Annotated in this window: 26 protein-coding genes and 1 riboswitch; of the genes, 10 read left to right on the top strand and 16 right to left on the bottom strand. The window is 73.5% G+C overall.

Annotated features, from left to right (window positions below; all coding sequences use genetic code 11):
* Positions 1 to 5: 5 nt before the first annotated feature.
* The gene (locus tag ACFYPD_RS04040; protein WP_387108534.1) at positions 6 to 335 is read left to right on the top strand and encodes a DUF4031 domain-containing protein; all 330 of its coding nucleotides are present in this window, start codon (positions 6 to 8) and stop codon (positions 333 to 335) included.
* Here the strand turns inward: ACFYPD_RS04040 and ACFYPD_RS04035 are convergent.
* Positions 307 to 942, bottom strand: a complete 636-nt coding sequence (locus tag ACFYPD_RS04035) for a metal-dependent phosphohydrolase (RefSeq protein ID WP_387108531.1) — start codon at positions 940 to 942, stop codon at positions 307 to 309. The two genes, ACFYPD_RS04040 and ACFYPD_RS04035, sit on opposite strands and share 29 nt — an antisense overlap.
* Positions 943 to 1,016: 74 nt before the next feature.
* Between ACFYPD_RS04035 and ACFYPD_RS04030 the strand changes: the two genes are divergently transcribed.
* Positions 1,017 to 2,276, top strand: a complete 1,260-nt coding sequence (locus ACFYPD_RS04030) for an aromatic acid exporter family protein (RefSeq protein ID WP_387109176.1) — start codon at positions 1,017 to 1,019, stop codon at positions 2,274 to 2,276.
* 7 nt (positions 2,277 to 2,283) lie between these two features.
* Here ACFYPD_RS04030 and ACFYPD_RS04025 read toward each other — a convergent pair whose 3' ends face one another.
* Complete coding sequence (locus ACFYPD_RS04025) at positions 2,284 to 3,543, bottom strand: aminotransferase class V-fold PLP-dependent enzyme (protein ID WP_387108529.1); 1,260 nt, start codon at positions 3,541 to 3,543, stop codon at positions 2,284 to 2,286.
* Positions 3,544 to 3,594: 51 nt separating this feature from the next.
* A riboswitch (SAM riboswitch) is annotated at positions 3,595 to 3,715 on the bottom strand.
* Positions 3,716 to 3,738: 23 nt separating this feature from the next.
* Between ACFYPD_RS04025 and ACFYPD_RS04020 the strand changes: the two genes are divergently transcribed.
* The gene (locus ACFYPD_RS04020) at positions 3,739 to 5,226 is read left to right on the top strand and encodes a PrsW family intramembrane metalloprotease (protein WP_387108526.1); all 1,488 of its coding nucleotides are present in this window, start codon (positions 3,739 to 3,741) and stop codon (positions 5,224 to 5,226) included.
* Between the two features lie 22 nt (positions 5,227 to 5,248).
* Here the strand turns inward: ACFYPD_RS04020 and ACFYPD_RS04015 are convergent, their stop codons facing one another.
* Together ACFYPD_RS04015 and ACFYPD_RS04010 are read right to left on the bottom strand one after the other, a co-directional pair.
* Positions 5,249 to 5,416, bottom strand: coding sequence for a hypothetical protein (locus tag ACFYPD_RS04015; protein ID WP_168215283.1), 168 nt, complete (start codon positions 5,414 to 5,416; stop codon positions 5,249 to 5,251).
* An 80-nt stretch (positions 5,417 to 5,496) separates the two neighbouring features.
* On the bottom strand, positions 5,497 to 5,844 hold the full coding sequence (locus ACFYPD_RS04010; protein WP_387108523.1) for a GroES family chaperonin: 348 nt from the start codon (positions 5,842 to 5,844) through the stop codon (positions 5,497 to 5,499).
* 172 nt (positions 5,845 to 6,016) lie between these two features.
* Between ACFYPD_RS04010 and ACFYPD_RS04005 the strand changes: the two genes are divergently transcribed.
* Positions 6,017 to 7,297: an AI-2E family transporter gene (locus ACFYPD_RS04005; protein ID WP_387109173.1), complete on the top strand. Its 1,281-nt coding sequence runs from the start codon at positions 6,017 to 6,019 to the stop codon at positions 7,295 to 7,297.
* Positions 7,298 to 7,349: 52 nt separating this feature from the next.
* On the opposite strand, the gene ACFYPD_RS04000 is transcribed toward ACFYPD_RS04005, so the two are convergent.
* Complete coding sequence (locus tag ACFYPD_RS04000) at positions 7,350 to 9,491, bottom strand: ATP-dependent DNA helicase (protein ID WP_387108521.1); 2,142 nt, start codon at positions 9,489 to 9,491, stop codon at positions 7,350 to 7,352.
* A gap of 124 nt (positions 9,492 to 9,615) precedes the next feature.
* On the opposite strand from ACFYPD_RS04000, the gene ACFYPD_RS03995 reads away from it, so the two are divergent.
* Positions 9,616 to 10,122 (top strand): DUF402 domain-containing protein, encoded by a 507-nt coding sequence (locus ACFYPD_RS03995; RefSeq protein WP_387108518.1) that lies wholly within the window; start codon positions 9,616 to 9,618, stop codon positions 10,120 to 10,122.
* 7 nt (positions 10,123 to 10,129) lie between these two features.
* Here ACFYPD_RS03995 and sigJ read toward each other — a convergent pair whose 3' ends face one another.
* Positions 10,130 to 11,086, bottom strand: a complete 957-nt coding sequence (gene sigJ, locus ACFYPD_RS03990) for an RNA polymerase sigma factor SigJ (RefSeq protein ID WP_387108515.1) — start codon at positions 11,084 to 11,086, stop codon at positions 10,130 to 10,132.
* A gap of 115 nt (positions 11,087 to 11,201) precedes the next feature.
* Here sigJ and ACFYPD_RS03985 point away from each other — a divergent pair, with 115 nt between their 5' ends.
* From ACFYPD_RS03985 to ACFYPD_RS03975, 3 genes are all read left to right on the top strand, one after another.
* Entirely contained in the window at positions 11,202 to 12,179 is a 978-nt protein-coding gene (locus ACFYPD_RS03985) for a PPK2 family polyphosphate kinase (RefSeq protein ID WP_387108513.1), read from the top strand.
* Between the two features lie 131 nt (positions 12,180 to 12,310).
* On the top strand, positions 12,311 to 12,937 hold the full coding sequence (locus ACFYPD_RS03980) for a DUF47 domain-containing protein (protein WP_387108511.1): 627 nt from the start codon (positions 12,311 to 12,313) through the stop codon (positions 12,935 to 12,937).
* A 4-nt stretch (positions 12,938 to 12,941) separates the two neighbouring features.
* The gene (locus ACFYPD_RS03975) at positions 12,942 to 13,946 is read left to right on the top strand and encodes an inorganic phosphate transporter (protein ID WP_355664483.1); all 1,005 of its coding nucleotides are present in this window, start codon (positions 12,942 to 12,944) and stop codon (positions 13,944 to 13,946) included.
* Between the two features lie 42 nt (positions 13,947 to 13,988).
* On the opposite strand, the gene ACFYPD_RS03970 is transcribed toward ACFYPD_RS03975, so the two are convergent.
* Both ACFYPD_RS03970 and ACFYPD_RS03965 read right to left on the bottom strand, forming a co-directional pair.
* Positions 13,989 to 14,957 (bottom strand): Gfo/Idh/MocA family protein, encoded by a 969-nt coding sequence (locus ACFYPD_RS03970; RefSeq protein ID WP_387108509.1) that lies wholly within the window; start codon positions 14,955 to 14,957, stop codon positions 13,989 to 13,991.
* 60 nt (positions 14,958 to 15,017) lie between these two features.
* On the bottom strand, positions 15,018 to 15,608 hold the full coding sequence (locus ACFYPD_RS03965; protein WP_387108507.1) for a DinB family protein: 591 nt from the start codon (positions 15,606 to 15,608) through the stop codon (positions 15,018 to 15,020).
* 249 nt (positions 15,609 to 15,857) lie between these two features.
* Here ACFYPD_RS03965 and ACFYPD_RS03960 point away from each other — a divergent pair, with 249 nt between their 5' ends.
* A complete protein-coding gene (locus ACFYPD_RS03960) occupies positions 15,858 to 16,685 on the top strand; it encodes an NUDIX hydrolase (RefSeq protein ID WP_387108505.1) in 828 nt (275 codons plus the stop codon).
* Between the two features lie 3 nt (positions 16,686 to 16,688).
* Here ACFYPD_RS03960 and ACFYPD_RS03955 read toward each other — a convergent pair whose 3' ends face one another.
* The gene (locus ACFYPD_RS03955) at positions 16,689 to 17,645 is read right to left on the bottom strand and encodes a helix-turn-helix transcriptional regulator (RefSeq protein WP_387108503.1); all 957 of its coding nucleotides are present in this window, start codon (positions 17,643 to 17,645) and stop codon (positions 16,689 to 16,691) included.
* A gap of 63 nt (positions 17,646 to 17,708) precedes the next feature.
* Between ACFYPD_RS03955 and ACFYPD_RS03950 the strand changes: the two genes are divergently transcribed.
* Positions 17,709 to 18,899: an epoxide hydrolase family protein gene (locus ACFYPD_RS03950; protein WP_387108500.1), complete on the top strand. Its 1,191-nt coding sequence runs from the start codon at positions 17,709 to 17,711 to the stop codon at positions 18,897 to 18,899.
* A gap of 77 nt (positions 18,900 to 18,976) precedes the next feature.
* Here the strand turns inward: ACFYPD_RS03950 and pstB are convergent, their stop codons facing one another.
* The 7 genes from pstB to ACFYPD_RS03915 all read right to left on the bottom strand — a co-directional run bounded on the left by pstB (position 18,977) and on the right by ACFYPD_RS03915 (position 26,181).
* Positions 18,977 to 19,753, bottom strand: coding sequence for a phosphate ABC transporter ATP-binding protein PstB (gene pstB, locus ACFYPD_RS03945; RefSeq protein WP_387108497.1), 777 nt, complete (start codon positions 19,751 to 19,753; stop codon positions 18,977 to 18,979).
* Positions 19,754 to 19,773: 20 nt separating this feature from the next.
* On the bottom strand, positions 19,774 to 20,862 hold the full coding sequence (gene pstA, locus ACFYPD_RS03940; RefSeq protein ID WP_387108494.1) for a phosphate ABC transporter permease PstA: 1,089 nt from the start codon (positions 20,860 to 20,862) through the stop codon (positions 19,774 to 19,776).
* 58 nt (positions 20,863 to 20,920) lie between these two features.
* Complete coding sequence (gene pstC, locus ACFYPD_RS03935; protein ID WP_387108491.1) at positions 20,921 to 22,006, bottom strand: phosphate ABC transporter permease subunit PstC; 1,086 nt, start codon at positions 22,004 to 22,006, stop codon at positions 20,921 to 20,923.
* A gap of 41 nt (positions 22,007 to 22,047) precedes the next feature.
* Positions 22,048 to 23,151, bottom strand: a complete 1,104-nt coding sequence (gene pstS / locus ACFYPD_RS03930; protein WP_387108488.1) for a phosphate ABC transporter substrate-binding protein PstS — start codon at positions 23,149 to 23,151, stop codon at positions 22,048 to 22,050.
* 299 nt (positions 23,152 to 23,450) lie between these two features.
* Positions 23,451 to 24,377: a mycothiol synthase gene (mshD, locus tag ACFYPD_RS03925; protein ID WP_387108485.1), complete on the bottom strand. Its 927-nt coding sequence runs from the start codon at positions 24,375 to 24,377 to the stop codon at positions 23,451 to 23,453.
* Positions 24,378 to 24,443: 66 nt separating this feature from the next.
* Positions 24,444 to 25,313: a polysaccharide deacetylase family protein gene (locus ACFYPD_RS03920; protein WP_387108483.1), complete on the bottom strand. Its 870-nt coding sequence runs from the start codon at positions 25,311 to 25,313 to the stop codon at positions 24,444 to 24,446.
* 154 nt (positions 25,314 to 25,467) lie between these two features.
* On the bottom strand, positions 25,468 to 26,181 hold the full coding sequence (locus ACFYPD_RS03915; RefSeq protein WP_387108480.1) for a winged-helix domain-containing protein: 714 nt from the start codon (positions 26,179 to 26,181) through the stop codon (positions 25,468 to 25,470).
* Positions 26,182 to 26,402: the final 221 nt, after the last annotated feature.

Below are 26,402 nucleotides of genomic sequence, written 5' to 3'. Positions count from 1 at the left end.
TCGCCATGCTCTACCTGGACCCGCCCGCGGTGCCCTGGCGGGGGCGGCTCTGGTCGCACCTGGTCAGCGATGTCTCGTACGCCGAACTGCACGCCTTCGCCGAGGCGCTGGGGGTGCCCCGGCGCGGCTTCGACCGGGACCACTACGACCTTCCGGCCGAACGCGTCCCGATGGCCGTCTGGCTGGGGGCCCGGCTCGTCCCGTCCCGGGAGATCGTCCGCCTCCTCCGTGCCGCCGACCTGCGCCGCCCCAAGCCCCGCGCGGTCCCCGCTCCCGGCGCTCCGGCGGCGCGGCGGGGCTCCGGGATCAGCGCAGGGTCGCGAGTTCCCGGGTGAGGTTGGCGCGGGCGCTGGGCTCCCAGCGGGTGTGCGGCTCGGGCAGCCGGTAGAGCGCGGGCAGGGCCAGCAGGCCGGTCAGCACGGCGGCCCGGCCGGCGCGGAAGTCCGGGTCGGGGACGTGGGCGTACTCGCGGCGGACCGCGGCGGCGTAGCGGTCGTAGTCGGCGGGCGGGGCGGCCAGGACCGCCAGGTCGGCGTCGCAGAGCAGGACCCCGTCCGGGTCGTCCGGCCCGACCGCGTGGCCGGCCGTGAGCAGCACCAGCCGGCGTACCCCGGTCACCGCGTCCGCCGGCAGCCCGGCGGCGGTGAGCAGGTCCCCGGCCAGGTCGGCGCTGGCCCGCTCGTTGGCGTCACCGCCGGCCCGCGGGTCGTAGACCGCGTCGTGGCACCACGCCGCCAGCCGGACCAGGTCCGGGCGGCGGGCCGACCCGGAGTACGCGTCGACCACGTCGAGCACCGCCCGCAGGTGTGCCACCGTGTGGTAGTGCCGGTGCGGCTCCCGCCAGCCGGCCAGCAGCCGTGCCCCGGCCCGCTCGACGCCGGCCGGGTCGGTCGACCCCGCCGCCCGGGCCGCGTCCCGCCACCGTTCGATCAGCTCGTCCACCCGGTGCAGTCTGCCCCACGGCGGCCGGGGTGCAGGATTCACCGGGGGCGGGACGGGTAGTCCCGGCCATGGCCGTGGCCCGGGACCGACGACCGCATTTCTTCCGGCGTACCGCGCTGCGCCAGGGACTGGTCGATGTCGACGGGGCTCGGATCTCCGAGGCCGTGGAGCAGCTCCGGCACCGGAGCAGGGCCACCCTGCACGACCGGCTGCACCGGGTGCGCACGGCGGGCGGCCTGGCGGTCCAGGCGGGTCTCGCGGCCGGGCTGGCCTACCTGGTCTCCCATGTGCTGCTGAAGAATCCGCAGCCGGTGTTCGCGCCGATCTCGGCGGTGGGCACCCTGGCCGCCTCGGTCGGCCAGCGGTTTCGCCGGACCGTCGAGCTGATCCTCGGGGTGGCGGTCGGGGTCTTCGTCGGCGACCTGCTCATCTACTTCCTCGGCACCGGCGCCTGGCAGCTCGGCCTGGTGGTCACGGCGGCGATCCTGCTGACCGTCTTCGCCGGGGCGAGCGTCGCCATCGTGATCCAGGCGGCGGCCACCGCGGTGCTGATCGTGACGCTGAGCCCGTCGACGCAGAACCTGGAGATACCCCGCTTCGTCGACGCCTTCATCGGCGGCGGCATCGCGCTGCTGGTCACCGCGATCCTGCTGCCACTCAACCCGCTCCGCGTGATCAACCGGGCGGCCCGGCCGGCGCTGGACCTGCTCGCCGGGCAGCTGGACATCTGCGCGGAGGCGCTGCGCAGCAGGGACCGGGGCACGGCCCAGCAGGCGCTGTTCCGGCTCCGGGAGAACAAGGAGGAGCTGGCCGCGCTCTCCGAGGCCATCGAGGGCGCCAAGGAGACCGCCACCATCTCGCCGGCCCGCTGGCACCGGCGGGACGAGCTGACCCACTACGCCGAGGCGGCGGAGCCGATCGACCGGGCGATGCGGAACAGCGGCACGCTGATCCGTCGCTCGGTCACCATGATCGAGGACGAGGAACCCGTGCCGGAGCCGATGCCCGACTCGATCGCGCACCTGGCCGAGTCGGTACGCCTGCTGCGGCACGAGTTCGCCGTCGGGGAGGAGCCGGAGAAGGCCCGGGAGCGGTCACTGCGCGCGGTCAGCGAGGCCGGCCGGGCGTACGCCGAGGGGGTGGGTTTCTCCGGCAGCGTGGTGATCGCCCAGGTGCGGACCACGGCGAGCGACCTCCTGGTGGCCTCCGGCATCGACCAGGACGAGGCGAACCGCCTGGTCCGCCAGGCGTTCGGCGAACGGGAGCAGCGCTCCGGCGAGACCACCGAGCAGAGCCCCGCCCCCAAGGCCCCCACGGCACCCCCGGTCGGCTGACCCCAACTCAGAGGGCGGCCAGGGCGGTCAGGAGGGCGTCGACCTCGGACCTCGTGGTGCCCAGGCCGAGGCTGGCGCGGAGAGCGGTGGCGGGCAGGTCCCGGCGGCCGCTCCGGGTCGCCGCCTCGGTGAGCAGCCGACGGGCGAGGGGATGGGCGCAGAACAGGCCGTCCCGGACACCGATCCGGTGCGCGGTCGCCAGGTGGGCGGCCACGTCGGCGGAGTCCCGGCCGGCTACGACGAAGCTGACGATGCCCACCCGTGGCGCGTCCGGCCCGAAGGTGCGCAGCTCCACCACGTGCGGCAGGGCGGCGATTCCCGCCCGGAGGCGGGCCAGCAGTGCCTGCTCCCGGGCGTGCAGCGCGTCCCGATCGGCGTCGGCCAGCGCCGCGCAGACCGCCGCCAGGGCCACCGCGCCGAGCAGGTTCGGGGTGCCCGCCTCGTGCCGGGCCGGGCCGGTGGCCCAGCGCACCTCGTGGGTGGCCGCCCCGACGTGGCTGGTGGCCCCGCCGCCGGCCAGGTACGGCGCAGCCGCGTCCAGCCAGTCGGCACGCCCGACCAGCACGCCCGCGCCGAACGGGGCGTACAGCTTGTGGCCGGAGAGCGCCAGGTAGTCGACGTCCAGCGCGGCCAGGTCCACCGGGGCGTGCGGGGCGAGCTGCGCGGCGTCGACCAGGATCCGGGCGCTGTGCCGGCGGGCCACCCGGGCCAGGTCGGCCAGCGGCCAGCGCTCGCCGGTCACGTTGCTCGCGCCGGTCACCGCGACCAGCACCGGCAGCCCGGGCCGGGCGTCGCGGGACAGTTCGGCCAGGGCGGCGTCGAGGGAGCGGACCGCGCCGCCCGGGCCGTCCGGCACCGGAAGCCGGACCGAGCCGCGCGGCCAGGGGAGCAGGTTCGCGTGGTGCTCGCCGGCGAAGGTGACCACCGTGGTGCCGGCGGGCAGCGCCCGGGCCAGCAGGTTCAGCGCGTCGGTGGTGTTCCGGGTGAAGATCACATGGTCGTCGGGGCGGGCGCCGAGGAAGTCGCCGACCGTCTGGCGCGCCCGCTCGTAGGCCAGCGTGCAGCGCCGCGACAGCGCGCCGGCGCCGCGGTGCACGCTGGCGTACCAGGGCAGCAGCTCGGCCACCGCGTCGGCCGCGGCCCGCGCGCACGGCGCGCTGGCCGCGTGGTCCAGGTTGATCTCCCCCGGTACGCCGAGCACGCCGAGCGGGTCGGGCCGGCTCGGGGTGGACAGCGTGGGCAGCGAGGGTGCGAGGGTGACGGTCATGGCGGAGCCTCCCGGGTCCAGGGGACCCCGGGTGGGTGGGCACCGGGACGGGGTCCGCGCTTGCCCAGCACGAGGTTCGGGCTGGGCCCGGTCATCACCCGGGGCACCCCACCGCGAACTCGACGAGGGTTGCCGGCCAGCAAGCCGGGGCTTGACGCTGGCACTCGTGACCTGTCCCGGAGCATAGCGGCCGCGATGCGACCGGACCAGTGGGTCGCGGGTGACTACGCTGACCGCATGGCCGTCACCCCGCCCGGCGGAGCCCTGCCGCCGCCGCCGACCGCGCCCGCCGTCCCGCCGGGGTCGCCGGCCCCCCGGATGCCGCTGCGCCGGCTCGGCTGGCGGCGGTTCCTGGCGCTGGCCGGGGTGGTGCTGCTGATCGCCGCGGGCGCGGTCTTCATGGTCTTCACGCTGGGCGAGAGCCTCGGCGCGGAGGCGCTGCTGGTCGGCGTGATCGCGGCGATCCTGCCGGTGCCGGTGCTGGTCTCCTGCTTCCTCTGGCTCGACCGGTACGAGCCGGAGCCGCTGAAGTATCTGATCTTCTGCTTCGCCTGGGGCGCGTTCGTCTCCACCGCCATCTCGCTGCTGGTCAACGAGACCGGCGCCCGGCTGTTCGATGACTGGGGGCTGCCGGCGGCGCTGACCGCCGTGCTGGTCGCCCCGTTCATCGAGGAGCTGACCAAGGCCGCCGGCCCACTGCTGCTGCTGATCTTCCGCCGCCGGGAGTTCTCCGGGGTCACCGACGGCCTGGTCTACTGCGGGCTCTCCGCGGTGGGCTTCGCCATGGTGGAGAACATCCTCTACCTGGGCGGCTACGGCTACCGCACCGGCGTCGAGGAGTACGGCCCGGCGACCGGCGCGCGCCAGGTGATCGCCATCTTCATCGTGCGGATCCTGCTGTTCGGCTTCGCCCACCCGCTGTTCACCTCGATGACCGGTGTGGGGCTGGGCGTCGCCGCGCGGACCGCCGACCGGCGGGTGCGCTTCCTCGCCCCGATCGCCGGCCTGCTGCTGGCCATGATGCTGCACGGCACCTGGAACCTGCTGCCCTCGCTGGCCGCCGCCACCGGGCAGCCGCTGATCGCGCTCTACGGCTACATCGGCGTGATGGTGCCGATCTTCTTCGGCATGGTGGGGCTGGCCGTCTGGCTGCGCGCCTGGGAGGGGCGGCTCACCGAGCGCACCCTGCCGGACTACGTCCGGGCCGGCTGGCTCACCCCGCCCGAGGTGGCCGCGCTGGGCAGCCTCGGCCGGCGGCACGCAGCCCGGACCTGGGCCCGGCGGGTGGCCGGTGACGGCGGGGTGCGGGCGATGCGCGGCTACCAGTTCGCCGCCACCCGGCTGGCCCTGCTGCGCGACGGGATGCGCCGCGGCCTGGACCGCAAGCCCGCCGAGCGGGATCGGACGGCGCGGGAGGAACGGGAGCTGCTCGACGCGATCGGGGCGTACCGGGCGTTCTTCGTGGGCCGGGACCCGCAGACGCCGGTCGGGGTCTGGGACGGGCAGCGCTACCACCTGCGCTTCCCGGACGGGTCTCAGCGCCCGGTCGAGGCACCGGACGAGCCGGTGGTGCCGATCCCGGTGGTGCTGGCCCCGCCGCCGCCCCCGGCCTTCCCACCCGGTTACGGCCCGGCCGGCTGGCACGGCGGCCCCCGCCCGGCCGCCCCCTGGCCCCCGGCCTGATCCCGGCGGGGAGGAGAGCGGGTCAGGTCATCAGGCCGGTGAGGAAGTCGCCGAGGCCCTGGGCGATGGCCATCAGGGCCACCCCGATCCCCTTGAACAGCTGGGCCGCCCCGTCCGGCCGGAACGCCATGAAGTAGATCAGGAACGCGAGGAATCCCCAGGCAAGTATCTTCTTGATGACTACCGGCATGATCCCTCCCCAGGGCGCTGTCGTGCCTGGGGCTTCCCGCCGGGCAGCGGTGCAAACGGCGGCCGCGACGCGGGCGGCGCCTACAGGTAGAGGCCGGTCGAGCCGGTCGGCTCGTTCTCCACCCGTTCGGCCGCCACGGCGTGCACGTCCCGCTCGCGCAGCAGGACGTACGCCCGGCCGTGCAGCTCGACCTCGGAGCGCTCGTCGGGGTCGAAGAGCACCCGGTCTCCGGAGGCGATGGAGCGGACGTGCGGGCCGACGCCCACCGCGGTGGCCCAGGCCAGCCGCTTGCCGACCGCCGCGGTGGCCGGGATCACGATGCCGGCGGTGGAACGGCGTTCCCCCTCGCCGTTCTCGGTACGCACCAGCACGCGGTCGTGCAGCAGGCGGATCGGCAGGCCGGCGTCGAGGTTCTGGTCGGCGGTCACGCGAAGACGCTACCGCGTGCCCGCCGGGCGCTCCCGGTGTGGTTGGGCGGTGCGGCAGGGGGGCAATGTGTGGCGGAGTCGCCCTAGGGTGGGGCGGACGGACGTATCCTGGCCACCCTGCTTCCTGGGTGGACCGAAGTTGCGGGAGGTGCGCTTGAGCCGCTTCGAGCGGATGCGTGGACGGCTCCGCCGCGCGTACGAGTCCGGCCGCGAGTCGGCGCGGGCCCGGCGGGCGGATCCGGACCGGTCGGCGGACGAGTCGCGCCTGGCCTCGCCCTCCTCGCCCGGTCCGGCGGCGCCCGCGGCGGCGACCGTGGTGGGCGCGGAGCCCTCGCCGTCCGTGCACGCCTCGACGAGCAGCCAGGACGACGTGGAGGTGCCGCACGCGCTGCGGATCGCCGCGGCCTGGTGCTGGCGGCTCATCGTCGTCGGCATCGTCACCTGGTCGCTGCTCAAGATCGTCGGCACGATCCGCATCGTGATCATCCCGCTGGCGGTCGCGCTGCTGCTCTCCGCGCTGCTCGCCCCGGCGGTCGGCTGGCTGCTCCGGGCCCGCCTGCCCCGCTCGCTGGCCACCGGCGTGGTGCTGGTCGGCGGCCTGGCCGCGGTGATCGGCACGCTGACCCTGGTGGTGAACGAGTTCATCCAGGGCGTGCCGGAGCTGAGCGAGAAGTCGTCCGAGGGCGTCCGGCAGATCCAGAACTGGCTCAAGACCGGCCCGTTGCACCTCTCCGACAGCCAGCTCAACCGCTACATCGACGAGGCGCAGAGCTGGATCAACGACAACACCGAGAAGTTCACCAGCGGGGCGCTCAACACCGCGGCCACCCTGGCCGAGGTGCTCACCGGCACCGTCCTGGTGCTCTTCGCGACCTTCTTCTTCCTCCGGGACGGCAGCAAGATCTGGCGGTTCCTGGTCCGGCTGCTGCCGGTGAACGCCCGCTGGAAGGTCGACGACGCCGGCCGGGCCTCCTGGTCGACGCTCGGCGCCTACGTGCGGGCCACCGTGCTGGTCGCCTTCATCGACGCCGTGGGCATCGGCATCTTCCTGGTCATCTTCGACATCCCGTTCGCGTTCCCGCTGGCCGCGCTGGTCTTCCTGGGCGCGTTCATCCCGATCGTCGGCGCCTTCCTGTCCGGCGTGGTGGCCGTGCTGGTGGCGCTGGTCGACAGCGGCCCGGTGACCGCGCTGATCATCCTGGGCGTGGTGATCGGTGTGCAGCAGGTCGAGGGGCACGTGCTCCAGCCACTGATCATGGGCCGGGCGGTGGCCATCCACCCGCTGGCCGTGATCATCGGCATCGCCGCCGGGGTGGTGCTGGCCGGCATCGCGGGCGCGCTGGTCGCGGTGCCGCTCATCGCCGTGCTCAACACCGCGGTCCGCCGGCTGGCCGCGCGGACCGTGCCGGACACCCCGCCCGACGCCGTGGTGGTCGCCTCCCAGGCCCCCTGACCGGCCGAGCCCTGGACGCCCGCGTCGCCCCCGCCCGGGGGAGGCGCGGGCGTCAGCTCTTTCCGAGCCGCTCCAGCGCGCCCCGGGCCACGTCGGGGCGGGTGGTGTACCAGAACGGGGGCAGTGAGCGGCGCAGGAACGGGCCGTAGCCCCGGGCGGTCTCCAGCCGGGAGTCGAGCACCGCCACCACGCCCCGGTCGCCGGTGGCCCGGATCAGCCGGCCGACCCCCTGGGCCAGCCGGACCGCCGCGATCGGCACGCTCACCGCCGCGAAACCGGAGCCGCCGCCGGCGTCCACGGCCGCCGCCCGGGCCGCCGCGAGCGGCTCGTCGGGCCGGGGGAAGGGCAGCCGGTCGATCACCACGAGCTGGCAGGAGTCGCCCGGCACGTCCACCCCCTGCCAGAGCGACATCACGCCGAACAGGCAGCTCTCCCGCTCCTCGCGGAACCGGCGGACCAGCAGCGGCAGCGACTCCTCGCCCTGGAGCAGCACCGGCAGGTCGGTGCGCGCGCGGAGCAGCTCCGCCGCCTGCTGCGCCGCCCGCCGGGAGGAAAAAAGCCCGAGGGTACGGCCACCGAGCGCCCCGACCAGCGCCAGCAGCTCCTCGCCGGCCGCCTCCGGCAGCCCGGAGACGCTGGGCCGGGGCAGGTGCGCGGCGACGTACAGGATGCCCTGCCGGGCGTAGTCGAAGGGCGAGCCGACGTCGAGCGACGTCCAGCCGGGCCCCTCGGTGGCCGGGACGGTGCCGATCGCCGCCCGGCTGCCGTCGGTGCTCGCCACCGGGGGCGTGGTGCCGGCGCGGCCGGCGGCGGCCGCGGTGGCCAGCGCGGCGGCGGCCGGGGACGGCGGGGCGGGCGGCGGCGCGTCCAGCCCCAGCGCCCGGGCCACCGTGTCGAACCGGCCGCCCAGCGCCAGGGTGGCCGAGGTGGCGACCACGGTGCGTTCGTCGTAGAGGTGGGTGGCGAGGGTGCCGGCGACCGAGAGCGGCGCCACCACGAGCGCCCGGCGGCTGCCGTTCTCCGGCTTCTCCACCCAGGCCACGTCGTGGTCGGCCTCCTCCAGCAGCCGCTGGGCCGTGGTGAAGAGCTCGTCCAGCACGGACTTGGCCTGCTGCTTGCGCACCGGGTCCGGGTCGTCGGCCTTGATGTCGCCGATCGCCTCCAGCGCGGCCCGGGTGGCCGCGTCGAGCAGGGTGCACGCCTCGCGCAGCGCGGGCGGCAGGCCGGCGGTGAGCCGCCCGGCCGGCGCCTCGGCCAGCCCCACGGCGAGCGCGTCGCCGGCCTCGGTGAGGCGTTCGGCCACCTCGGGGCGGAGCAGCGGCCGGGCCCGGCGGGCGGACCGGTCGATGAGCTGGGGTTCCAGCTCGGCCTGCGCCGCCGAGGAGACCCGGTCGGCCAGCTCGTGCGCCTCGTCGACCACGAGCAGCTTGTGCGGCGGCACGATGTGCCGGCCGGCGAGCATGTCGACGGCGAGCAGGCTGTGGTTGGTCACCACGATGTCGGCTTCGCGGGCGCGCGCGCGGGACGCCTCCGCGAAGCACTCCTGCCCGAACGGGCAGCGGGTGGCGCCCACGCACTCCCGGGCCGGCATCGAGATGCTCCGCCACACCTGGTCGTCCACGCCCGGGTCCAGCTCGTCCCGGTCGCCGGTGGCGGTCTCCTCCGCCCAGTCGCGCAGCCGCTGCATCTGCTTGCCCAGCCGGCCCGCCTCGCCGAGCCACTTCGTGCCGCCGGCGGGGCGGGGCGCGTCGAAGAGGGTGTCCTCCGGCTCCTCCTCGACCGAGCTGTCCAGCCGCGCCAGGCAGAGGTAGTGGTGCCGCCCCTTGAGCACGGCGAAGGTGGGGCGGCGGCCGAGCACCGGCTCGACCGCGTCGGCCAGCCGGGGCAGGTCGTGGTCGACCAGCTGGGACTGCAACGCCAGGGTGGCGGTGGAGACCACCACCGGGCCGTCCACGGTCAGCGACGGGGCCAGGTAGGCCAGCGACTTGCCGGTGCCGGTGCCGGCCTGCACCAGCAGGTGCTCGCCGGAGGCGATGCTCCGCTCGATCGCCTCGGCCATCTGCTGCTGGCCCGGGCGGGTCGCGCCGCCGGGGACCGCGCCGACCGCGGCGGCCAGCAGCTCGCCGCCGCCAGGCCGGCTGCCCCGGCGCTTCTTGGGGACGGCGGGGCCGGTGGCGGTGCGGGGCGCGGTCACCGTGCGACCGTACCCGCCTCCGCCGACAGGGGGCGGGTCGCTCCGCCGCGTGGCGTGGCCGGCAGGTCGCGTCCGGTTACCTGCCGATCGCGTCGCGTGGCCGGAATCGGTTAGGGTGCCAGTCATGCCGAGCGACGTGGTCCGCGTGATCTACCGCAAGTACGACGGCAGCGCCCACCGCGACTACCCGGCCCGCCGCCTCGCCGAGGACGACCTCGGTGTCTGGCTGGGCGTGCCGGCCGGCACCGAGTCGGTCTACCACGGCCGGCCCTCCGTGGAGCGGATTCCGTTCGTCCTGCTGGTGCCCCGCCAGGCCTGGTGGACCGGCATGTTCAACCCGCCCCCGCGCACGAGCGAGGTCTACTGCGACATCGCCACCCCGGCCAGCTGGGAGGGTGAGGAGACGGTCCACCTGGTCGACCTCGACCTGGACGTGGTGCGCCGGCGGGAGACCGGCCTGGTCGAGCTGCGCGACGAGGACGAGTTCGCCGAGCACCGCGCCCGCTGGGGTTACCCCGACGACGTGGTGGCCGAGGCCGAGGCCGCGGCCCGCTGGCTGCTCGGCGCGCTCGACGACGGCACCGAGCCGTTCGCCACCTCCTACCGGAAGTGGCTGGCCCTGGTGGTCTGAGCCGGCCTCAGTAGCGCGGCGGCCAGTCCTCGTCGGCCCCCACCCCGTCCAGGTGGGCGACCTTCTCGGGGTTGAGCTGGTTGAACACGCCGGTGATCCGCCCCTCGTGCACGGCGAACGAGGTGATTATCCGCAGCGGCCGCCCGTCCCGGAACGCCGTCTCCGCCTGCCAGCCCAGCGCGCCGTCGACCAGCACCGGGCGGGCGTGCAGCGGGCCGCCCCAGCGGGCGGCCTGACCGAAGAGGCCGAGGATGAACCGGCCCGCCAGCTCGGCGCCGACCACCGGCCGGCGGGCGGCCGGGAAGTGCCCGCCGCTGTCGCCGATCACCACGACGTCCGGGGCGAGCACCTCGACCAGCCGGTCCAGCTCGCCGGACTCGACCGCCGCCACGAACGCGGCGAGCACCTTGTGCTGCTCGGCCAGGTCGGCCGTGTGCCGGGGGACGTCCGGCGCCGTGATCGCGCGGCGACCGCGCGAGGCGAGCTGCCGGGCCGCCGCCGGAGTGGTGCCGAGCACCTCGGCGACCGTGGCGAACGGCACGGCGAAGACGTCGTGCAGCACGAACGCCACCCGCTGCTCTGGGGTCAGCCGCTCCAGCACCACCAGCAGGGCGGTGCCGAGCTGGTCGGCCCGGACCGCCCGCTCGGCCGGGTCGGGGGCGAACCCGTCCGCCGTCGGCGCCGCGCTCACCACCGGCTCCGGCAGCCACTGACCGGGGTACGCCTCGCGGCGCACCCGGGCCGACCGGAGCACGTCCAGGCAGATCCGCGAGCAGGTGGTGGTGAGCCAGCCGCGCAGGTCACGGATCTGTTCGCGGGCGGCCGGGGCGCCGAGCGCGCCCGCGTAGCGCAGCCAGGTCTCCTGGACCGCGTCCTCGGCCTCGCTCCGGCTGCCCAGCATCCGCTGCGCGACCGCCAGCAGGTGCCCGCGTTCCGCCTCGAACTCCGCCGCCCGCTCGTGCACGTCGCGCTCCTCCCGCCCGGGGCTCCATTCTCCCCGTACCTGTGGATGCTCCGCCGCCCCCCGCCGTGACATCGCTCGGGAGGCGGGGGCGGGCGGGGTGGGTGAGGATCGTGGGATGAGCGGTGTCGACGACGTGGTGCGGCCCGAGGGCGGGTCGATGCGGGAACTGCTCCGGGCCGGCCCCGGCGCGGTGGACCTGGCGGCGGTGGATCCCCGGTCGACCCCGGGGCTGCCCGCGGCGGCCGGGCACGGCAAGGGGCGCAAGCAGTGGGCGCGCGGGCAGGTCGAGCTGCTCGGCGCGGAGCTCGGCCGGCAGCAGGAGATGCTGTACGCGTCCGCGAAGGGCGCCGCCGGCCCGGACAGCGCGACCAGCGCCCCCACCCAGGCCGGCGCCCACCTGGCCGGGGATCGGCCGCGCCGGGTGCTGCTGGTGCTCCAGGCCATGGACTGCGGTGGCAAGGACGGCACGGTCAAGCGGGTGGCCGGCGCCATGAACCCGCTCGGCCTGCACATCCGCTCGTTCGGCCCGCCGACCGAGGAGGAGCGGCGACACGACTTCCTCTGGCGGATCCGCCGCGCCCTCCCGCCCCCCGGCTACGTGGGCGTCTTCAACCGCTCGCACTACGAGGACGTGCTGATCGCCCGGGTCGAGGGCCTGGTCGACGAGGCGACCTGGCGGGGCCGCTACGACCTGATCAACGACTTCGAGCGGGAGCTGGCCGGCAACGGGATCACCGTGGTCAAGGTCATGCTGCACATCTCGCGTGCCGAGCAGGGCGAGCGGCTGATGGAGCGGCTCACCGACCCGACGAAATACTGGAAGTACAACCCGAGCGACCTGGACACCCGGGCCCGCTGGGACGACTACCAGGCCGCGTACGCCGAGGCTATCGAGCGGTGCGGCCCGGACGTCGCGCCCTGGTTCGTGGTGCCGGCGGACCGGAAGTGGTACCGCGACTGGGCGGTGGCGCACCTGCTCCGGGAGACGTTCGACGGGTTGGATCTCGGGTATCCGCCTGCCGATTTCGACATCGCGCGGGAGCGGGACCGGCTGCGGAGCGAGGGCGGGACGGGCAAGGTGAACGGCAGGTGAACGAGCGGTGAATCGGGCCTGACCAGGGGTGGGCCGGCGACTGCCCGGTTCCACGGGGTACCTAGCATGCGCAGAGCAGACGCCTTCCGGGGCGACGGCCACCCTTCCACCGACACGACGAGGTCCGTGCTGTGAAGTTTTCCTTCCGTCCCACCGAGGGCGCCTTCTACGAGCTCTTCACCAGGGCCGCGCAGAACCTGGTGAAGGGGACCGAGCTGCTCAACGAGCTGGGCCTGCCGGATGTTGAGATCCAGTCGGTGAGCGAGCGGCTCACCGAGGTCGAGCACGACAGCGACCAGATCACCCACGCGCTCTACAAGAAGATCAACTCTACCTTCATCACCCCGTTCGACCGGGAGGACATCTACCGTCTGGGCTCGCTGCTCGACGACGTGATGGACCACCTGGAGGCGGTCGGCAACCTGCTCTACCTCTACGGCCTGACGAAGCTGCCGTCGCTGCCGCGCGAGATGCACGAGCTGGTGAACGTCCTCGACCAGCAGGCCAAGCTGACCGCCGAGGCGATGCCCCGGCTGAAGTCGATGAAGGATCTCGAGGACTACTGGATCGAGTGCAACCGCCTCGAGAACGACGGTGACCAGGCGTACCGGATGCTGCTGGTCCGCCTCTTCAGCGGTGAGTACGACGCGCTCACGGTGCTGAAGATGAAGGAGGTGGCCGACGAGCTGGAGGCCGCCTGCGACGCCTTCGAGCACGTCGCCAACACCGTCGAGACCATCGCGGTCAAGGAGTCCTGATCCCGTGACCCCCGAACTCATCGCCGTGCTGGCGGTGATCGTGGTCGCCATGGCGTTCGACTACACGAACGGTTTCCATGACGCGGCGAACGCGATCGCCACCAGCGTGTCCACCCGGGCGCTGACCCCCCGGATCGCCCTCGCGCTGGCCGCCGTCGGCAACTTCGTCGGCGCGCACTTCGGCGCCGGGGTGGCCAAGACGGTCGGCGACGGCCTGGTCACCCTGCCGCCCGGGGTGGCCAGCCTGGGGGTGGTCTTCGCCGGCGTGCTCGGCGCGATCGCCTGGAACCTGATCACCTGGTACTTCGGCCTGCCGTCCTCCTCCTCGCACGCCCTCTTCGGCGGCCTCGTCGGGGCGACCCTCTTCGCTGCCGACGGCGTCGTGCAGTGGGGCAACATCGTCGAGAAGGTCCTCATCCCGATGGTGCTGTCGCCGGTGGTCGGCCTGATCCTCGGCTTCCTGGTGATGCTGGGCATCCTGTGGCTGTTCCGGAAGGGGCAGCCCGGCAAGCTCAACCGGGGCTTCCGCTGGGCGCAGACCGCCTCCGCCGCCGCCATGTCGGTCGGCCACGGCATGCAGGACGCCGCGAAGACCATGGGCATCATCGTGCTGGCCCTCTACACGGGCGGCTACCAGGACAACAAGACCCACATCCCGCAGTGGGTGTTCTGGACCTCGGCGGCCATGCTGGCGGCCGGCACCTACGCGGGCGGCTGGCGGATCATCCGGACCCTGGGCCGGAAGATCATCGACTTGGGCCCGCCCGAGGGCTTCGCCGCCGAGACCGTGGCCAGCGCCGTGCTCTACTTCAACGCCCTGGTGCTGAAGGCCCCGATCTCCACCACCCACACGATCACCTCGGCGATCATGGGTGTCGGCGCGACCAAGCGGCTCTCCGCGGTCCGCTGGAACGTGGCCGGCAACATCGTGATCGCCTGGATCATCACGTTCCCGGCCTCCGCGGCCATCGCCTGCCTGGCGTACCTGCTGGTCCGCCCCCTGTTCTGAGCGACTGACGTCGAAGGGTCCCCCGCCGTGGCGGGGGACCCCTCACGCGTAGGTGACGCCGATCCGGTCCTTGATGTCGTCCAGCAGGCCCATCACCTCAAGGGTGGCGGCGTGCGGCACCAGCGGGCTCTCGATCAGCCCGGCCGCCAGGCAGCGCTGCACCTCGATCGCCTCGTACTGGTAGCCGCCGCCGGTCAGGTCGGCGGGGACGGTCTCCGGCTCCGCGCCAAGCCGGTGCAGCACGGCGGCGCCGGGCCGGTAGAACGGCTCCGGCAGGTCGATCCGGCCGGTCGTGCCGGTGATCGCGGCGGTGATCGCGGTGGCCCCGACCATCCCGCAGCTCAGCGTGGCCACCGCCCCGGAATCCCAGCCGAGGACGATGCCGGTGTTCTCGTCCACGTCCTCCGGGCTCAGCTTCGCCCAGGCGTGCACCTGCTGCGGCACGCCGAGCAGCAGGTGGGCCAGGCTCAGCGGGTAGACCCCGAGGTCGAGAAGGGCGCCGCCACCCAGCGTCCGGGCCCGCATCCGGTGCTCCGGCGGGAACGGCCCGGCCGCGCCGAAGTCCGCCCGGACGTGGGTCACCTCGCCGATCGCGCCCTCCGCGATCAACTCCAGCACACGCCGGATCAGCGGGTTGGTCCGCATCCACATGGCCTCCATGAGGAAGAGGCCGCGGGCGCGGGCCGTCTCCACCAGCTCCGTGGTGGTGGCCAGGTCGAGCGTGCAGGGCTTCTCCACCAGCACGGCCTTGTCGCCGGCCAGGCAGGTGAGGGCCGCCTCGTGGTGCGCGGCGTGCGGGGTGGCGACGTAGACGACGTCCACGTCCGGGTCCGTGGCCAGTTCCGCCCAGGAGGCGTACGCCCGGGGGATGTCGTGCCGCCGGGCGAACAGCTCGGCGCTCTCCCGGGTACGCGAGCCGACCGCCACCAACTCGGCCCCCGGCACCAGCCGCAGGTCCTCGGCGAAGCGGGCGGCGATGTTTCCGGTGGCCAGGATTCCCCAACGCGTCATGCCGGCACGCTATCCCGGACCGTCGGACCATCGGGACGAAGATCCACCCGCCGGGAAAGCTCAGTGCTGTGCGCCGGCGGTGGCTGCTCTGGCGGCCCGCTCGATCGTCGCGCGCCGCGCCGCCCAGGTCGCCCTGTCGGGTTCCAGGTGCGCGTATTCGGCCGCCGCCCCCGTGGAGCCGTCGAGCTGTTCACGCAGGATGTCGGCGTGTCCGGCGTGCCGGCTCGTCTCGGTGAGCATGTGAACCAGAATGTTGAACAGCTTCACGTCGGGGCGTGGCCACCAGGGCACATGGCCGGGCGAGTCGATGGCCAGGGCGCCGATCGTCGCGTCCGAGTGCTCCCACACACGCCGGTAGCGGTCGATGATCTCCTCGCGCGTCTCGTGCTCGCTCGCCCACATGTCGGTGTCCTCTTCGGCGGGGTCGTCCCACCGGGGCAGGGGCTCGGGGAACGGCCGGTCGAAGACCTCGCCGAAGTACCTGGCCTCACAGATCGACAGGTGCTTGACCAGGCCGAGAAGGTTGGTTCCCGTCGCGGTCAGGGGGCGGCGTACGTCGTACTCGGGCAACCCGTCAAGCTTCCACAGCATCGTCTCGCGGATCTGGCGCAGGTCGTGGTGCAGATACTCTTTCGCGAACTCATCGATCATGGGCCACGACCCTGCCATGCGACGCCGGTGGGCGCAGCCCCGTCAGCCCGCTCTCCGCGGGTGCCCCGCACCGCCCCGCCGGCGAGATCTTGGACATTTTCCGTTCGTGGCGAACGACAACTGTCCAAGATCGGAGGCGCCTGTCGACGGCATCCGGTTGCGGGAAGGGTGGGTCCGCAGCGGCCGGATCGGGCGCCGGCGCCGCGCTGCCGAAAGCATGATCCACCGGGCGGGAACTAGGCTCGGGTCATGACGATCGACGGCTTCGCCGCACCCCCCGCCCTGGTGGAGCACGCCCGCCGGTTCCGCACCGAGGGCGGTGTGCCGGCGGTGCCCCGAGTCGCCGCCACCGTGCTGCTGCTCCGCCCGGCCGGCGCCGACTTCGAGGTGTACCTGATCCGCCGGGTGGCCGCGATGACGTTCGGCGGGATGTACGCCTTCCCCGGCGGCGGCGTGGACCGCTCCGACTCGCAGGCCCACCTGGACTGGGCCGGCCCGACGCCCGCCGGATGGGGCGAGCGGCTCCGCCTCGACCCGGCCGCCGCGCAGGCGGTGGTCTGCGCCGCCGCCCGGGAGGTCTTCGAGGAGGCGGGCGTGCTGCTGGCCGGCCCGGACGGTGCGACCGTGGTGGGCGACGTGAGCGGGGACGGCTGGGAGGCGGCCCGGCAGGACCTGGTGGCCCGGCGGACCGGCTTCGCCGACCTGCTGGCCGGGAAAGGCCTCACCCTCCGGTCCGACCTGCTGCTGCCGTGGAGCCGGTGGATCACCCCGGAGTTCGAGCCGCGCCGCTTCGACACGTACTTCTTCGTCGCCCTGCTGCCGGAGGGGCAGCGGACCCGGGACGTCTCCGGCGAGGCCGACCACACGCTGTGGCTGCGCCCCGCGGACGCCCTGGCCCGGGCGGAGGCCGGTGAGCTGACCATGCTCCCGCCCACCCTGGTCACCCTCGCCGAGGTGGCCGCCGCGGGTCCGCTGGCCGAGGTGGCCGGCGCGGCGGCGAAGCGCGACCCCGGCACCCCGGTCACCCCCCGTCTCGACCTCTCCGACGCCGACGAACCCCGCTTCCGCCTCTCCTGAGGGTCAGCCGGCGGCGCGGAGGTAGCGGGCCGCGAGGGTACGCAGGAGGTCGGCCAGTTCGGGCGGGTCCTCGACGGTGAAGTCGAGGTCGAGCAGGCCGAGCCAGACCGCGATGGTCTCCAGCCGGTCGGCGCCGGTGTGCAGGAGGCAGGTCGCGTCGCCGGCCGGCTCGACGATGCCGACGGCCGGGTTGATCCGGTCGGCCACCACCTCGGCGGGGGCGTGCACCCGGACCCGCGCCCGGTGCCGCCAGGCGGCCGAGGAGACCCCGTGCCGGACCCGGTCCACCACGTCACCGGGCAGCTCGCGGGCCGCGAACCGGGGGCCGCTCGGGGTACGCGGGCTGATCCGGTCCACCCGGAAGGTGCGCCAGTCGTCCCGGGACGGGTCGAAGGCCACCAGGTACCAGCGTCGACCCCAGTTGACCAGCCGGTACGGCTCGACGTCCCGCCGGTCCGCGGTCCCGTCGTGCCGGACGTAGTCGAACCGCAGCCGCTCCCGGTCCCGGCAGGCGGCACCGATCACGCTGAGCGTCCCGGGGTCCACGGTCGGGCCGGGCTGGTCGTGCGGCACCCGGACGGTGTGCGTGTGCAGGGCGGTGACCCGGCGGCGGAGCCGATGGGGGAGAACCTGCTCCAGCTTGGCCAGCGCCCGCAGCGAGGTCTCCTCGATGCCGGCGACGCTGCCGCCCGCTGCCGTGCGCAGCCCGACCGTCACCGCCACCGCCTCCTCGTCGTCGAGGAGCAGCGGGGGCAGGGCCGCGCCGGCGCCCAGCCGGTAGCCGCCGACCGCGCCCCGGGTGCCGTGCACCGGGTAGCCGAGCTCGCGCAGCCGCTCCACGTCGTTGCGCACGGTGCGGGTGCTCACCGCGAGGCGCTCGGCGAGTTCGGCGCCGGTCCAGTCGCGCGGGGTCTGCAACAGCGACAGCAGGCGCAGCAGCCGCGCCGAGGTCTCCAACATTTCCTGGATTCTGCCAGCGGATTAGGAACGGACCGTTCCTAATCACTTCCTACGCTCAGGGGCATGGCAGACAACACCGCGATCGTCCCGTTCCGTATCGACATCCCGCAGGCCGACCTGGACGACCTCGCCGACCGGCTGGCCCGGACCCGCTGGGCCGAGGAGCTGCCCGCCGACCCCGACCCGGCCGCCCCCGCCGGCCCGATCCCGCCCGGCTGGGAGTACGGCGTCCCGCTGAGCTACGTGCGGCGGCTGGCCGAGCGCTGGCGCACCGCCTACGACTGGCGGGAGTGGGAGGCGCGGCTCAACGCGTACCCGCAGTTCACCACCGAGATCGACGGGCAGCGGGTGCATTTCCTGCACGTCCGCTCGCCCGAGCCGGACGCCACCCCGCTGATCCTCACCCACGGCTGGCCGGGCACCGTCGCGGAATGGCTGGACGTGATCGGTCCGCTGACCGACCCGCGGGCGCACGGCGGTGACCCGGCCGACGCCTTCCACCTGGTCATCCCGTCGGTGCCCGGGTTCGGCTTCTCCGGGCCGACCCGGGAGCGTGGCTGGAACCGTTACCGGGTGGCCCGCGCCTGGGCCGAGCTGATGCGCCGCCTCGGCTACGAGCGGTACGGCGCGGCCGGCAACGACCTCGGCGCGTTCGTCTCGCCGGAGGTGGGCCGGGCCGACCCGGAGCACGTCCTGGGGGTGCACGTCACGCAGATCTTCTCCCTGCCGTCCGGTGACCCCGCCGAGCTTGCCGCGCTCAGCGAGGAGGAGCGGGGCAAGGTGGCGTTCGCCGACTGGTTCGTGCAGCGGCGGGGCGGCTACGACAAGCTGCACTCGACCGAGCCGCAGAACGTCGCGCACGCGCTGGCCGACTCGCCGGTGGGCCTGCTCGGCTGGCTGGGCCAGCTCATGGGGGATCAGATCGACGTCGACCACGTGCTCACCAACACGACCATCTACTGGCTGACCAACACGGCCGCCTCGGCGGCCCGCTACTACTACGAGGACGCCGAGGCGGTGCACCCGACGCAGAAGGTCAACGGGCGGGGCGCGGCGGTGCCGGAGCCGAGCACGGTGCCGCTCGGCCTGGCCAACTTCGCCTGGGACTTCCAGTCGATCCGCACGCTCGCCGAGCGCGACCACAAGAACATCGTCTCCTGGCACACGTACGAGCGGGGCGGGCACTTCGCCGCCCACCAGGTACCCGACCTGCTGGTGGCGGACCTCCGGGAACTCTTCGCCGCGCTCCGCTGAGCGGAGCCGGTGTGCGGACACGCCGAGGGCCCCGGTCGGGATCGACCGGGGCCCTCGCGGACCGGGACGGCAGCGGCTCAGCCGAAGCGGCCGGTGATGTAGTCCTCGGTCTTCTTCTGGCTCGGGTTGCTGAAGATCTTCTGGGTGTTGTCGTACTCGATCAGCCGGCCCGGGTCGCCGGTCTTCTCGATGGAGAAGAAGGCGGTCCGGTCCGACACCCGGGCGGCCTGCTGCATGTTGTGCGTGACGATGATGATGGTGAACTTGTCCTTGAGCTGGAACATCAGGTCCTCGATGGCCAGCGTGGAGATCGGGTCCAGCGCCGAGCAGGGCTCGTCCATCAGCACCACCTGCGGCTCGACGGCGATGGTGCGGGCGATGCAGAGCCGCTGCTGCTGACCGCCGGAGAGGCCGGCACCCGGCTTGCCGAGCCGGTCCTTCACCTCGTCCCAGAGGTTCGCCGAGCGGAGCGCCTTCTCGGCGGCCTCCTCCAGGATCGACTTGCGCCGCACGCCGTTGAGCCGCAGGCCGGCCACCACGTTCTCGAAGATGCTCATGGTGGGGAACGGGTTCGGCCGCTGGAAGACCATGCCGATCATCCGGCGGACCGCGGTGACGTCGACGTCCCGGTCGTAGATGTCCTGGTTGTCGATGGTCAGGCTGCCCTCGACCCGGGCACCGGGGAGCACCTCGTGCATCCGGTTGACCGACCGCAGGAAGGTGGACTTGCCGCAGCCGGACGGGCCGATCAGGGCGGTGACCGTCTTCGGCTCGACGGTCAGGTTGATGTTCTCGATCGCCTTGAACCCGCCGTAGTAGGCGGAGACGTCGGTGGCTTCGATGCGCTTGGCCATGGTGGTGGTACCTCCGGGGTTCATCGGCCGAGCCGGTTGCGACGGGCCAGCAACTTCGCCGCGACGGTCAGGAGGAGGACGAGGGCGACCAGGGTCAGCGCCGCGGTCCACGCCCGTGCCGGCGAGTACTTCGAGGCCTCGCCGGCCTGCTGGTAGACGAAGAGGGCCAGCGACGACTGGTTGTTCTCGAACGGGTTGAAGTTGATCGCGGCGCCGCCGCCGGCCACGAGCAGCACCGGCGCCGTCTCGCCGGCCGCCCGCGCGATGGCGAGCATGATGCCGGTGACGATGCCGGACAGCGCGGTCGGCAGCACGACCCGCAGGATGGTCTTCCACTTCGGTACGCCGAGGGCGTAGGCGCCCTCGCGCAGTGGGGCCGGCACGAGGCGGAGCATCTCCTCGGTGGACCGGACCACGGTCGGCAGCATGAGCACGCTCAGGGCCAGCGCGGCGGCGAAGCCGGAGAAGCCGGGCCGGCCGTCGTTGAACCACGGCGACACGATCAGCACCCAGAAGGCCAGCACGAACAGGCCCGTGACGATCGACGGGATGCCGGTCATCACGTCCACGAAGAAGCGGATGGTGAAGGCGAACCGGCCTCGGCCGTACTCCACCACGTAGATCGCGCAGAGCACGCCGAGCGGGACGGTGATCAGCGTGGCGATGCCGACCTGCTCCAGGGTCCCGATGATCGCGTGGTACGCGCCGCCGTTGGCGTCCCGGGCCCCGATGTTGTTCATCGAGGTGCCGAAGAAGTTGCCGTCGAGCCGCTCGGAGCCCTTGCTGATGAGGGTCCAGACCACCGAGGCCAGCGGCAGCACCGCCAGCACGAAGGCGGAGTGGATGAGCGCGCTCCAGGTCCGGTTGCGGGCGGACCGGCGGCCCTCCACCGCGTTCGCGGCGGCGTACAGGCCGGCCAGGTAGAGCAGCGCGCCGACGACCACGACCAGGACGGGACCGCCGATGCCGGCGCCGTAGACGATGCCGGCCGAGACCAGCAGGGCCACGACGGCGATGACGGGCGCGGCGTACGCCGGAAGTCGCCGGGCCCGCAGCGTGAGCGGCTGGGCCGGCGGTTGCGGGCGGTGGGAGGTGACGGTGGAGGTCATGCTGGGCTTCCTTCAGTTCGCGACTGCGGGGCTCGCGACCCCGGCTCACTCCTCGCGCTCACGCCGCAGACTCCGTGAACTCGCGGCGGCGGTAGATGATCGCCCGCGCGGTGATGTTGACGATCAGCGTGATCGCGAAGAGCACCAGGCCGGAGGCGATCAGCGCGCCCCGGCCGGTGTCGTTCGCCTCGGCGAACCGGTTCGCGATGTTCGCGGCGATCGAGTTCCCGCCGCTCTGCAGGACGTTGAACGAGATGGCGTACGTGGAGCCGAGGGTCAGCGCCAGGGCGATGGTCTCGCCGAGCGCCCGGCCGAGGCCCAGCATCACCGCGGCGATCACGCCCGGCCGGCCGTAGGGCAGGACGGCGGTGCGGACCATCTCCCAGCGGGTGGCGCCCAGTGCGAGGGCGGCCTCCTCGTTGGCGGTCGGGGTCTGCCGGAACACCTCGCGGGAGAGCGAGGTGACGATGGGCAGCACCATGATCGCCAGCACCACCGAGCCGAGCAGGATCGAGTTCCCGTACGGGCCCTCGCCGAAGATCGGGATCCAGCCGAAGTACCGGTGCAGCCAGGCCGACAGGTCGGCGACCGGCTGGGCGAAGTAGTCGCGGCCCCAGAGCCCGAAGACCACGCTGGGCACGGCGGCCAGCAGGTCGATCAGGAAGCCGAGGGCGTTGCCCAGCCGGCGCGGGGCGTAGTGCGACAGGTAGAGGGCGATGCCCAGCGCCACCGGCACCGCCATGAGCAGGGCGAGCAGCGCGGTGAGCACGGTGCCGAAGGCGAGCGCGCCGATGCCGAACTTCGGCGGGTCGTCGTTCGGGAACCAGCCCTCGAAGGTCCAGAAGGACTCGGTGTTGTCCCGGAGGGCCGGCACGGCCTTGGCGATCAGGAAGATCGCGATGGCCGCGATGACCACCAGGACGGTGGTGCCGGCGGCCAGGGTCAGGCCGCGGAACGCCCGTTCCGCGCCGAAGGCCCGGGCCCGGGGCAGCCCGCCGCCGCCACCCAGACCGTTGTCGGGCATGCCAGGGATGCCGGAGGGCTCGGCCACACGCGCCGAGGCACCGGCGGGCCACTCGTGGCTCGTGGCCACGCGGGTCCCGCCGGTGCCGGCGTGCGCCGAGCGGTGAGGGGTGTCACCCATCTGCTCGCTCGCTTCGGTAGAGGAGGTGTGTGGTCAGTGCGTCAGGAGAGGCTCTTGACCGCGGTCTCGACCTTGGCGCGGACCGAGTCGGGCAGCGGGGCGTAGCCCAGCTCGACCAGGTCCTGCTGGCCCTCGGCGCTGGCGGCGTGGGTCAGCAGACCCTTGACCAGCGGCAGCTTGTCGGCCGCGAGGCCCTTGCTGCAGACGATCTCGTAGGTCACCAGGACGATCGGGTAGGCCCCGGCCTGCGTGGTGTTGTAGTCGATCGACATCTTGAGGTCGTTGCCCTGGCCCTCGATCTTGGCCCCGGCGATGGTCTTGCCGGCCGACTCGGCGGTCAGCTCGGCGAACTCACCGGCACCGTTCTTGACCTTGGCCATCTTCAGGCCGGCGTTCTCGGCGTATGACCACTCGACGTAGCTGATGGTGCCGTCGGTGCTCTTGACCTTGCTGGCCACACCGTCGGACTTGGCCGCGCCGACGCCGCCCGGGGCCTTCCAGGCCTTGGCGTTGCCGAGGGTCCAGTCCGACTCGGCGGTCTTCGACAGGTACTTGGTGAAGTTGTCGGTGGTGCCCGACTCGTCGGAGCGGTGCACCGCCTGGATCGCGGTCGACGGCAGCTTGGCGTCCGGGTTGTCGGCCTTGATCGCCGGGTCGTCCCACTTGGTCACCTTGCCGGCGAAGACCTTCGCCAGGGTGGCCGGGGTGAACTGGAGGTTGTCCGCGCCGGAGACGTTGTAGACGACCGCCACCGGGCCGATCACCATCGGCAGGTTGAGGGCCTGGCCGCCGCTGCACTTGGCGTCCGCCTGCGGCTGCTCCTCCGGCTTGAGCGCGGAGTCGGAGCCGGCGAAGTCGGCGGTGCCGGCGGTGAAGGCCTGGATGCCGGCGCCCGAGCCGCTGGGCTCGTAGTTGATCGTCGTGCCGGCGCACTTCTGCTGGTACGCCTTGATCCACTCGGACATGGCGTTCTTCTGCGCGGAGGAGCCCTGCGCGTTCAGCGTGCCCTTGCCGCAGTCGACCGCGGCGGCGGAGCCGGAGGCGGAGGTGCCGGTCGGCTCGTTGTTGTCCGAGCCACAGGCGCTGAGACCGAGCACCGCGGTAAGAGCGAGGCAGGCAATGGCGCCGTGCCGCTGGAGCTTCACCTGAGGGGTTTCCCTTCACGTCTTTGGTCAGGTCGCCCGGTTCTCCCGGGTGCCGGCGCTGACCGGCTGAAAGGAAAGGTAGAAGTGCCAGGTAGACGGTTCGCCGGTCGGAAATGAACGGAAGATGAACAGGCGCGGCCGGCCGGGTGGCCGTGGCCTGAGGGCCCGTTGTCCAATTCGTGAACTCGCAGCCCACTATCGCTAATAGTACGACTTTTCCAGGCACCCGTTATCCGGCCGAGTCCACCGCGTGACGCGGCCGTGACCGCCGTCCGAGGGTGGAGAGGTGCGGCCGGGCGTCAGCCGAGGTGGTAGTTGACGTGCGCCGACCAGCGGGCGAAGCCGAGGCGCTCGTAGAGGGCCACCGCGCCGGCGTTGGACTCGTCCACGTAGAGCATCACCCGGTCCAGCCCCTGCCGGTCGCGCAGGTAGGACAGGCCGGCCATGGTGAGCGCCCGGCCGAGGCCGCCGCGGTGCGCGGACGGATCCACCCCGAGGACGTACACCTCGCCGATCCGGGCCGAGCCCGGGCGCTCGTGCACCTTGGTCCAGTGGAAGCCGAGCAGCCGGCCGGTGGCCGAGTCCTCCGCGAGCAGGAAACCGGCCGGGTCGAACCACGGCTCGGCGAGGCGCACCCGCAGGTCGTCGGGGGTCCACCGGCCCTGCTCGGGGTGCTGGGCGAAGGCGGCGTTGTTGACCGCCAGCCAGGCGTCGTCGTCCTCGCCCGGGCGGAACGCGCGCAGCCGCACCCCCTCGGGCAGGGCGGGCTCGGGCAGGGCGGCGGTCAGCGGGCGGCGCAGCTGCCAGAGCACCCGGGCACGGGTGAAGCCCAGGTCGACCGCGAGCGCGGCGGCCGACGGGTGATCGCCGTGCGCCCAGGCCCGCAGCGGTCCGGAGGCGGCGGCCAGCACGCCCCGGGCGAGGGCCCGGCCGGTGCCGCGCCGCCGGTACGCCGGATGCACCACCAGCTCCACCCCGATCCCCTCCGCGGGGTCGGTGGTGTCGAGGTGGGCGTACCCGGTCAGGGTGTCGTCGGCGGCCCGGGCGGTGAGGTGCACGGCGGGCGCCTCCGGGTCGCGCAGCCGGAGCAGCACGTGCTCGTCGAGCGGGCCCGCGCCGTCCGCGTCGCCGGCGGTGCGGGCCAGCGCCAGCACCTCGGCGACCTCGACCGGCTCCAGCCGGTCGGCGCGGGCGACCCGGTCGGCGGTCGGCGTGGTGCTGCTCATCCCGCCACCGTAGCGGCCGGCGGGCCGCCGATCATGCCGGACGCGGGCGGCGGGCGGTGGCGGTGGTCACGTGGTGCCGGTGGGCAGCGCCTCGAGCTGGAAACGGTGCAGCAGTTCGGGGAGCAGGCGCTGCAACGCCTCGACCGTGCCGGAGCGGTCGCCGCCCGCGTCGTGCATGAGCACGATCGAGCCCGGCCTGGTCTGGGCCAGCACCGCCTGGGAGATCTTGTCGGCCCCGGGCGCCTGCCAGTCCGTCGGGTCCACCGCCCAGTGCAGCGGCGTCATGCCCAGTTCCTCGCAGACCGACACCACCGGATACGTCCAGGCGCCGCCCGGCTGCCGGAAGTACGCGATCCGCGCATCCGGCGCCGCCGCCCGGATCGCGTCGTTGGTGCGTACCAGGTCGTCCCGGATCGCCTCCGGCGTGCGGTCGCCCAGGGTGATGTCGTGGTTCCAGGAGTGGTTGCAGAGGCTGTGCCCGTCGGCCACGATCGACCGGACCAGGTCGGGGTGGTTCTCCGCGTTCTCGCCGACCACGCAGAAGGTGGCCCGCACGCCGTACTCCTTGAGCAGGGCGAGCACCTGCGGTGTCCACTGTGGGTCAGGGCCGTCGTCGAAGGTCAGCGCGATCCGGGCCGAGCCGGTGCTGACCTCCGCGCCGTACGGGCCCTCGCTGTCGTCCGCCTGGCCGCCGTTGGCCGAGGCGCTCGGGCTGGCGTCGGGGCTCGGCGCCCCGTGGTCGCCGGCCGGTGGGCCGGGGAACTCGGTGCTGGGCGGCTGGTCGCCGTAGTGCGGGGCGTGGACGCTGGCCGCCACGCCGCTGCCCTGGTGCGGGTGCTCGGGCATCAGGCTGCGCCCGAGCGCGAACGCGGAGCCGAGCAGCGCGGCCACCACCACCGTCACCATCCCGGCCGCGCGTAGCGTCGACGCCGACATCAGTCGGCCCGGCCGTTCTTCGCCCCCGTGGTCACCCGCACCGTCGCCCCCTTCGCCCGGCAGATCCGGCAGTCAGAGTAGGTCTGACTGAGTGGGCAAAAAGGGCGAACAGGAGGAAGCTTCCCTGATGGGGGACGCCGCGAGAGTTCTCGGGTCAGACGGGCAGCGGGGCGGGCTCGGACTCCGGCAGCGAGCGCGACGGCGGCACGACGAACTTGTAGCCCACCTGGCGCACCGTGCCGATCATCGACTCGTACTCCGAGCCGAGCTTGGCGCGCAGCCGCCGGACGTGCACGTCGACCGTGCGGGTGCCGCCGAAGTAGTCGTAGCCCCAGACCTCGCGCAGCAACTGGTCCCGGGTGAACACCCGGCCCGGGTGCTGGGCGAGGAACTTCAGCAGCTCGAACTCCTTGTAGGTGAGGTCGAGCGGGCGGCCCTTCAGCTTGGCCGCGTACGTGTCCGGGTCGATGGTCAGCTCGCCGGCCCGGATCGAACCGCCGGCGCCCGCCGTCGTGTTGCTCAGCCGGCCGACCGCGAGCCGCAGCCGGGCCTCCACCTCCGCGGGACCCGCGCCGGCCAGGATCACGTCGTCCACGCCCCAGTCGGCGTTGAGCGCGATCAGCCCGGCCTCGGTGACGACCGCGACCAGCGGGACGCCCAGCCCGGTGGCGTGCAGCATCCGGCAGGTCGCGCGGGCCTCGCTCAGCTCGGCGCGGGCGTCCACCAGGACGGCGTCCGGGGTCGGGCCGGAGACCAGCGTGCGTACGTCGCGCGGCGCGGTGCGGACCGAGTGCGGCAGCAGGTCCAGCGCCGGCAGCACCGCGGATGGTTCACCTGCGCGCGCGGTCACCAGCAGCAGGAGCTCCACACGATCACCTCCGTCCCGGCGGCCTTCCGGCCGCGCGCGACCAGCGGCACTCCTTCAGGGGGTGGCGCTGAGAATTTGCGTGGGTCCCGGCGTCGCTGACGGGCGGGTAACGGCTTGAGCGTAACCGATCGCCCGGCCGTCACCTCCGTACCCTTTCCTGTTTGTCTGGTCTGCCCCCGATCGCGGCGCAGGTTTTAACGTTGCCGAAACCGTGACTCCGC

Origin of the sequence: Micromonospora sp. NPDC005299 (genome assembly GCF_042872345.1) — a bacterium.
Taxonomy (GTDB): Bacteria; Actinomycetota; Actinomycetes; order Mycobacteriales; family Micromonosporaceae; genus Micromonospora.
Note: the sequence above shows the minus strand (reverse complement) of the source record. Positions and strands in the feature narration are given on the sequence as shown.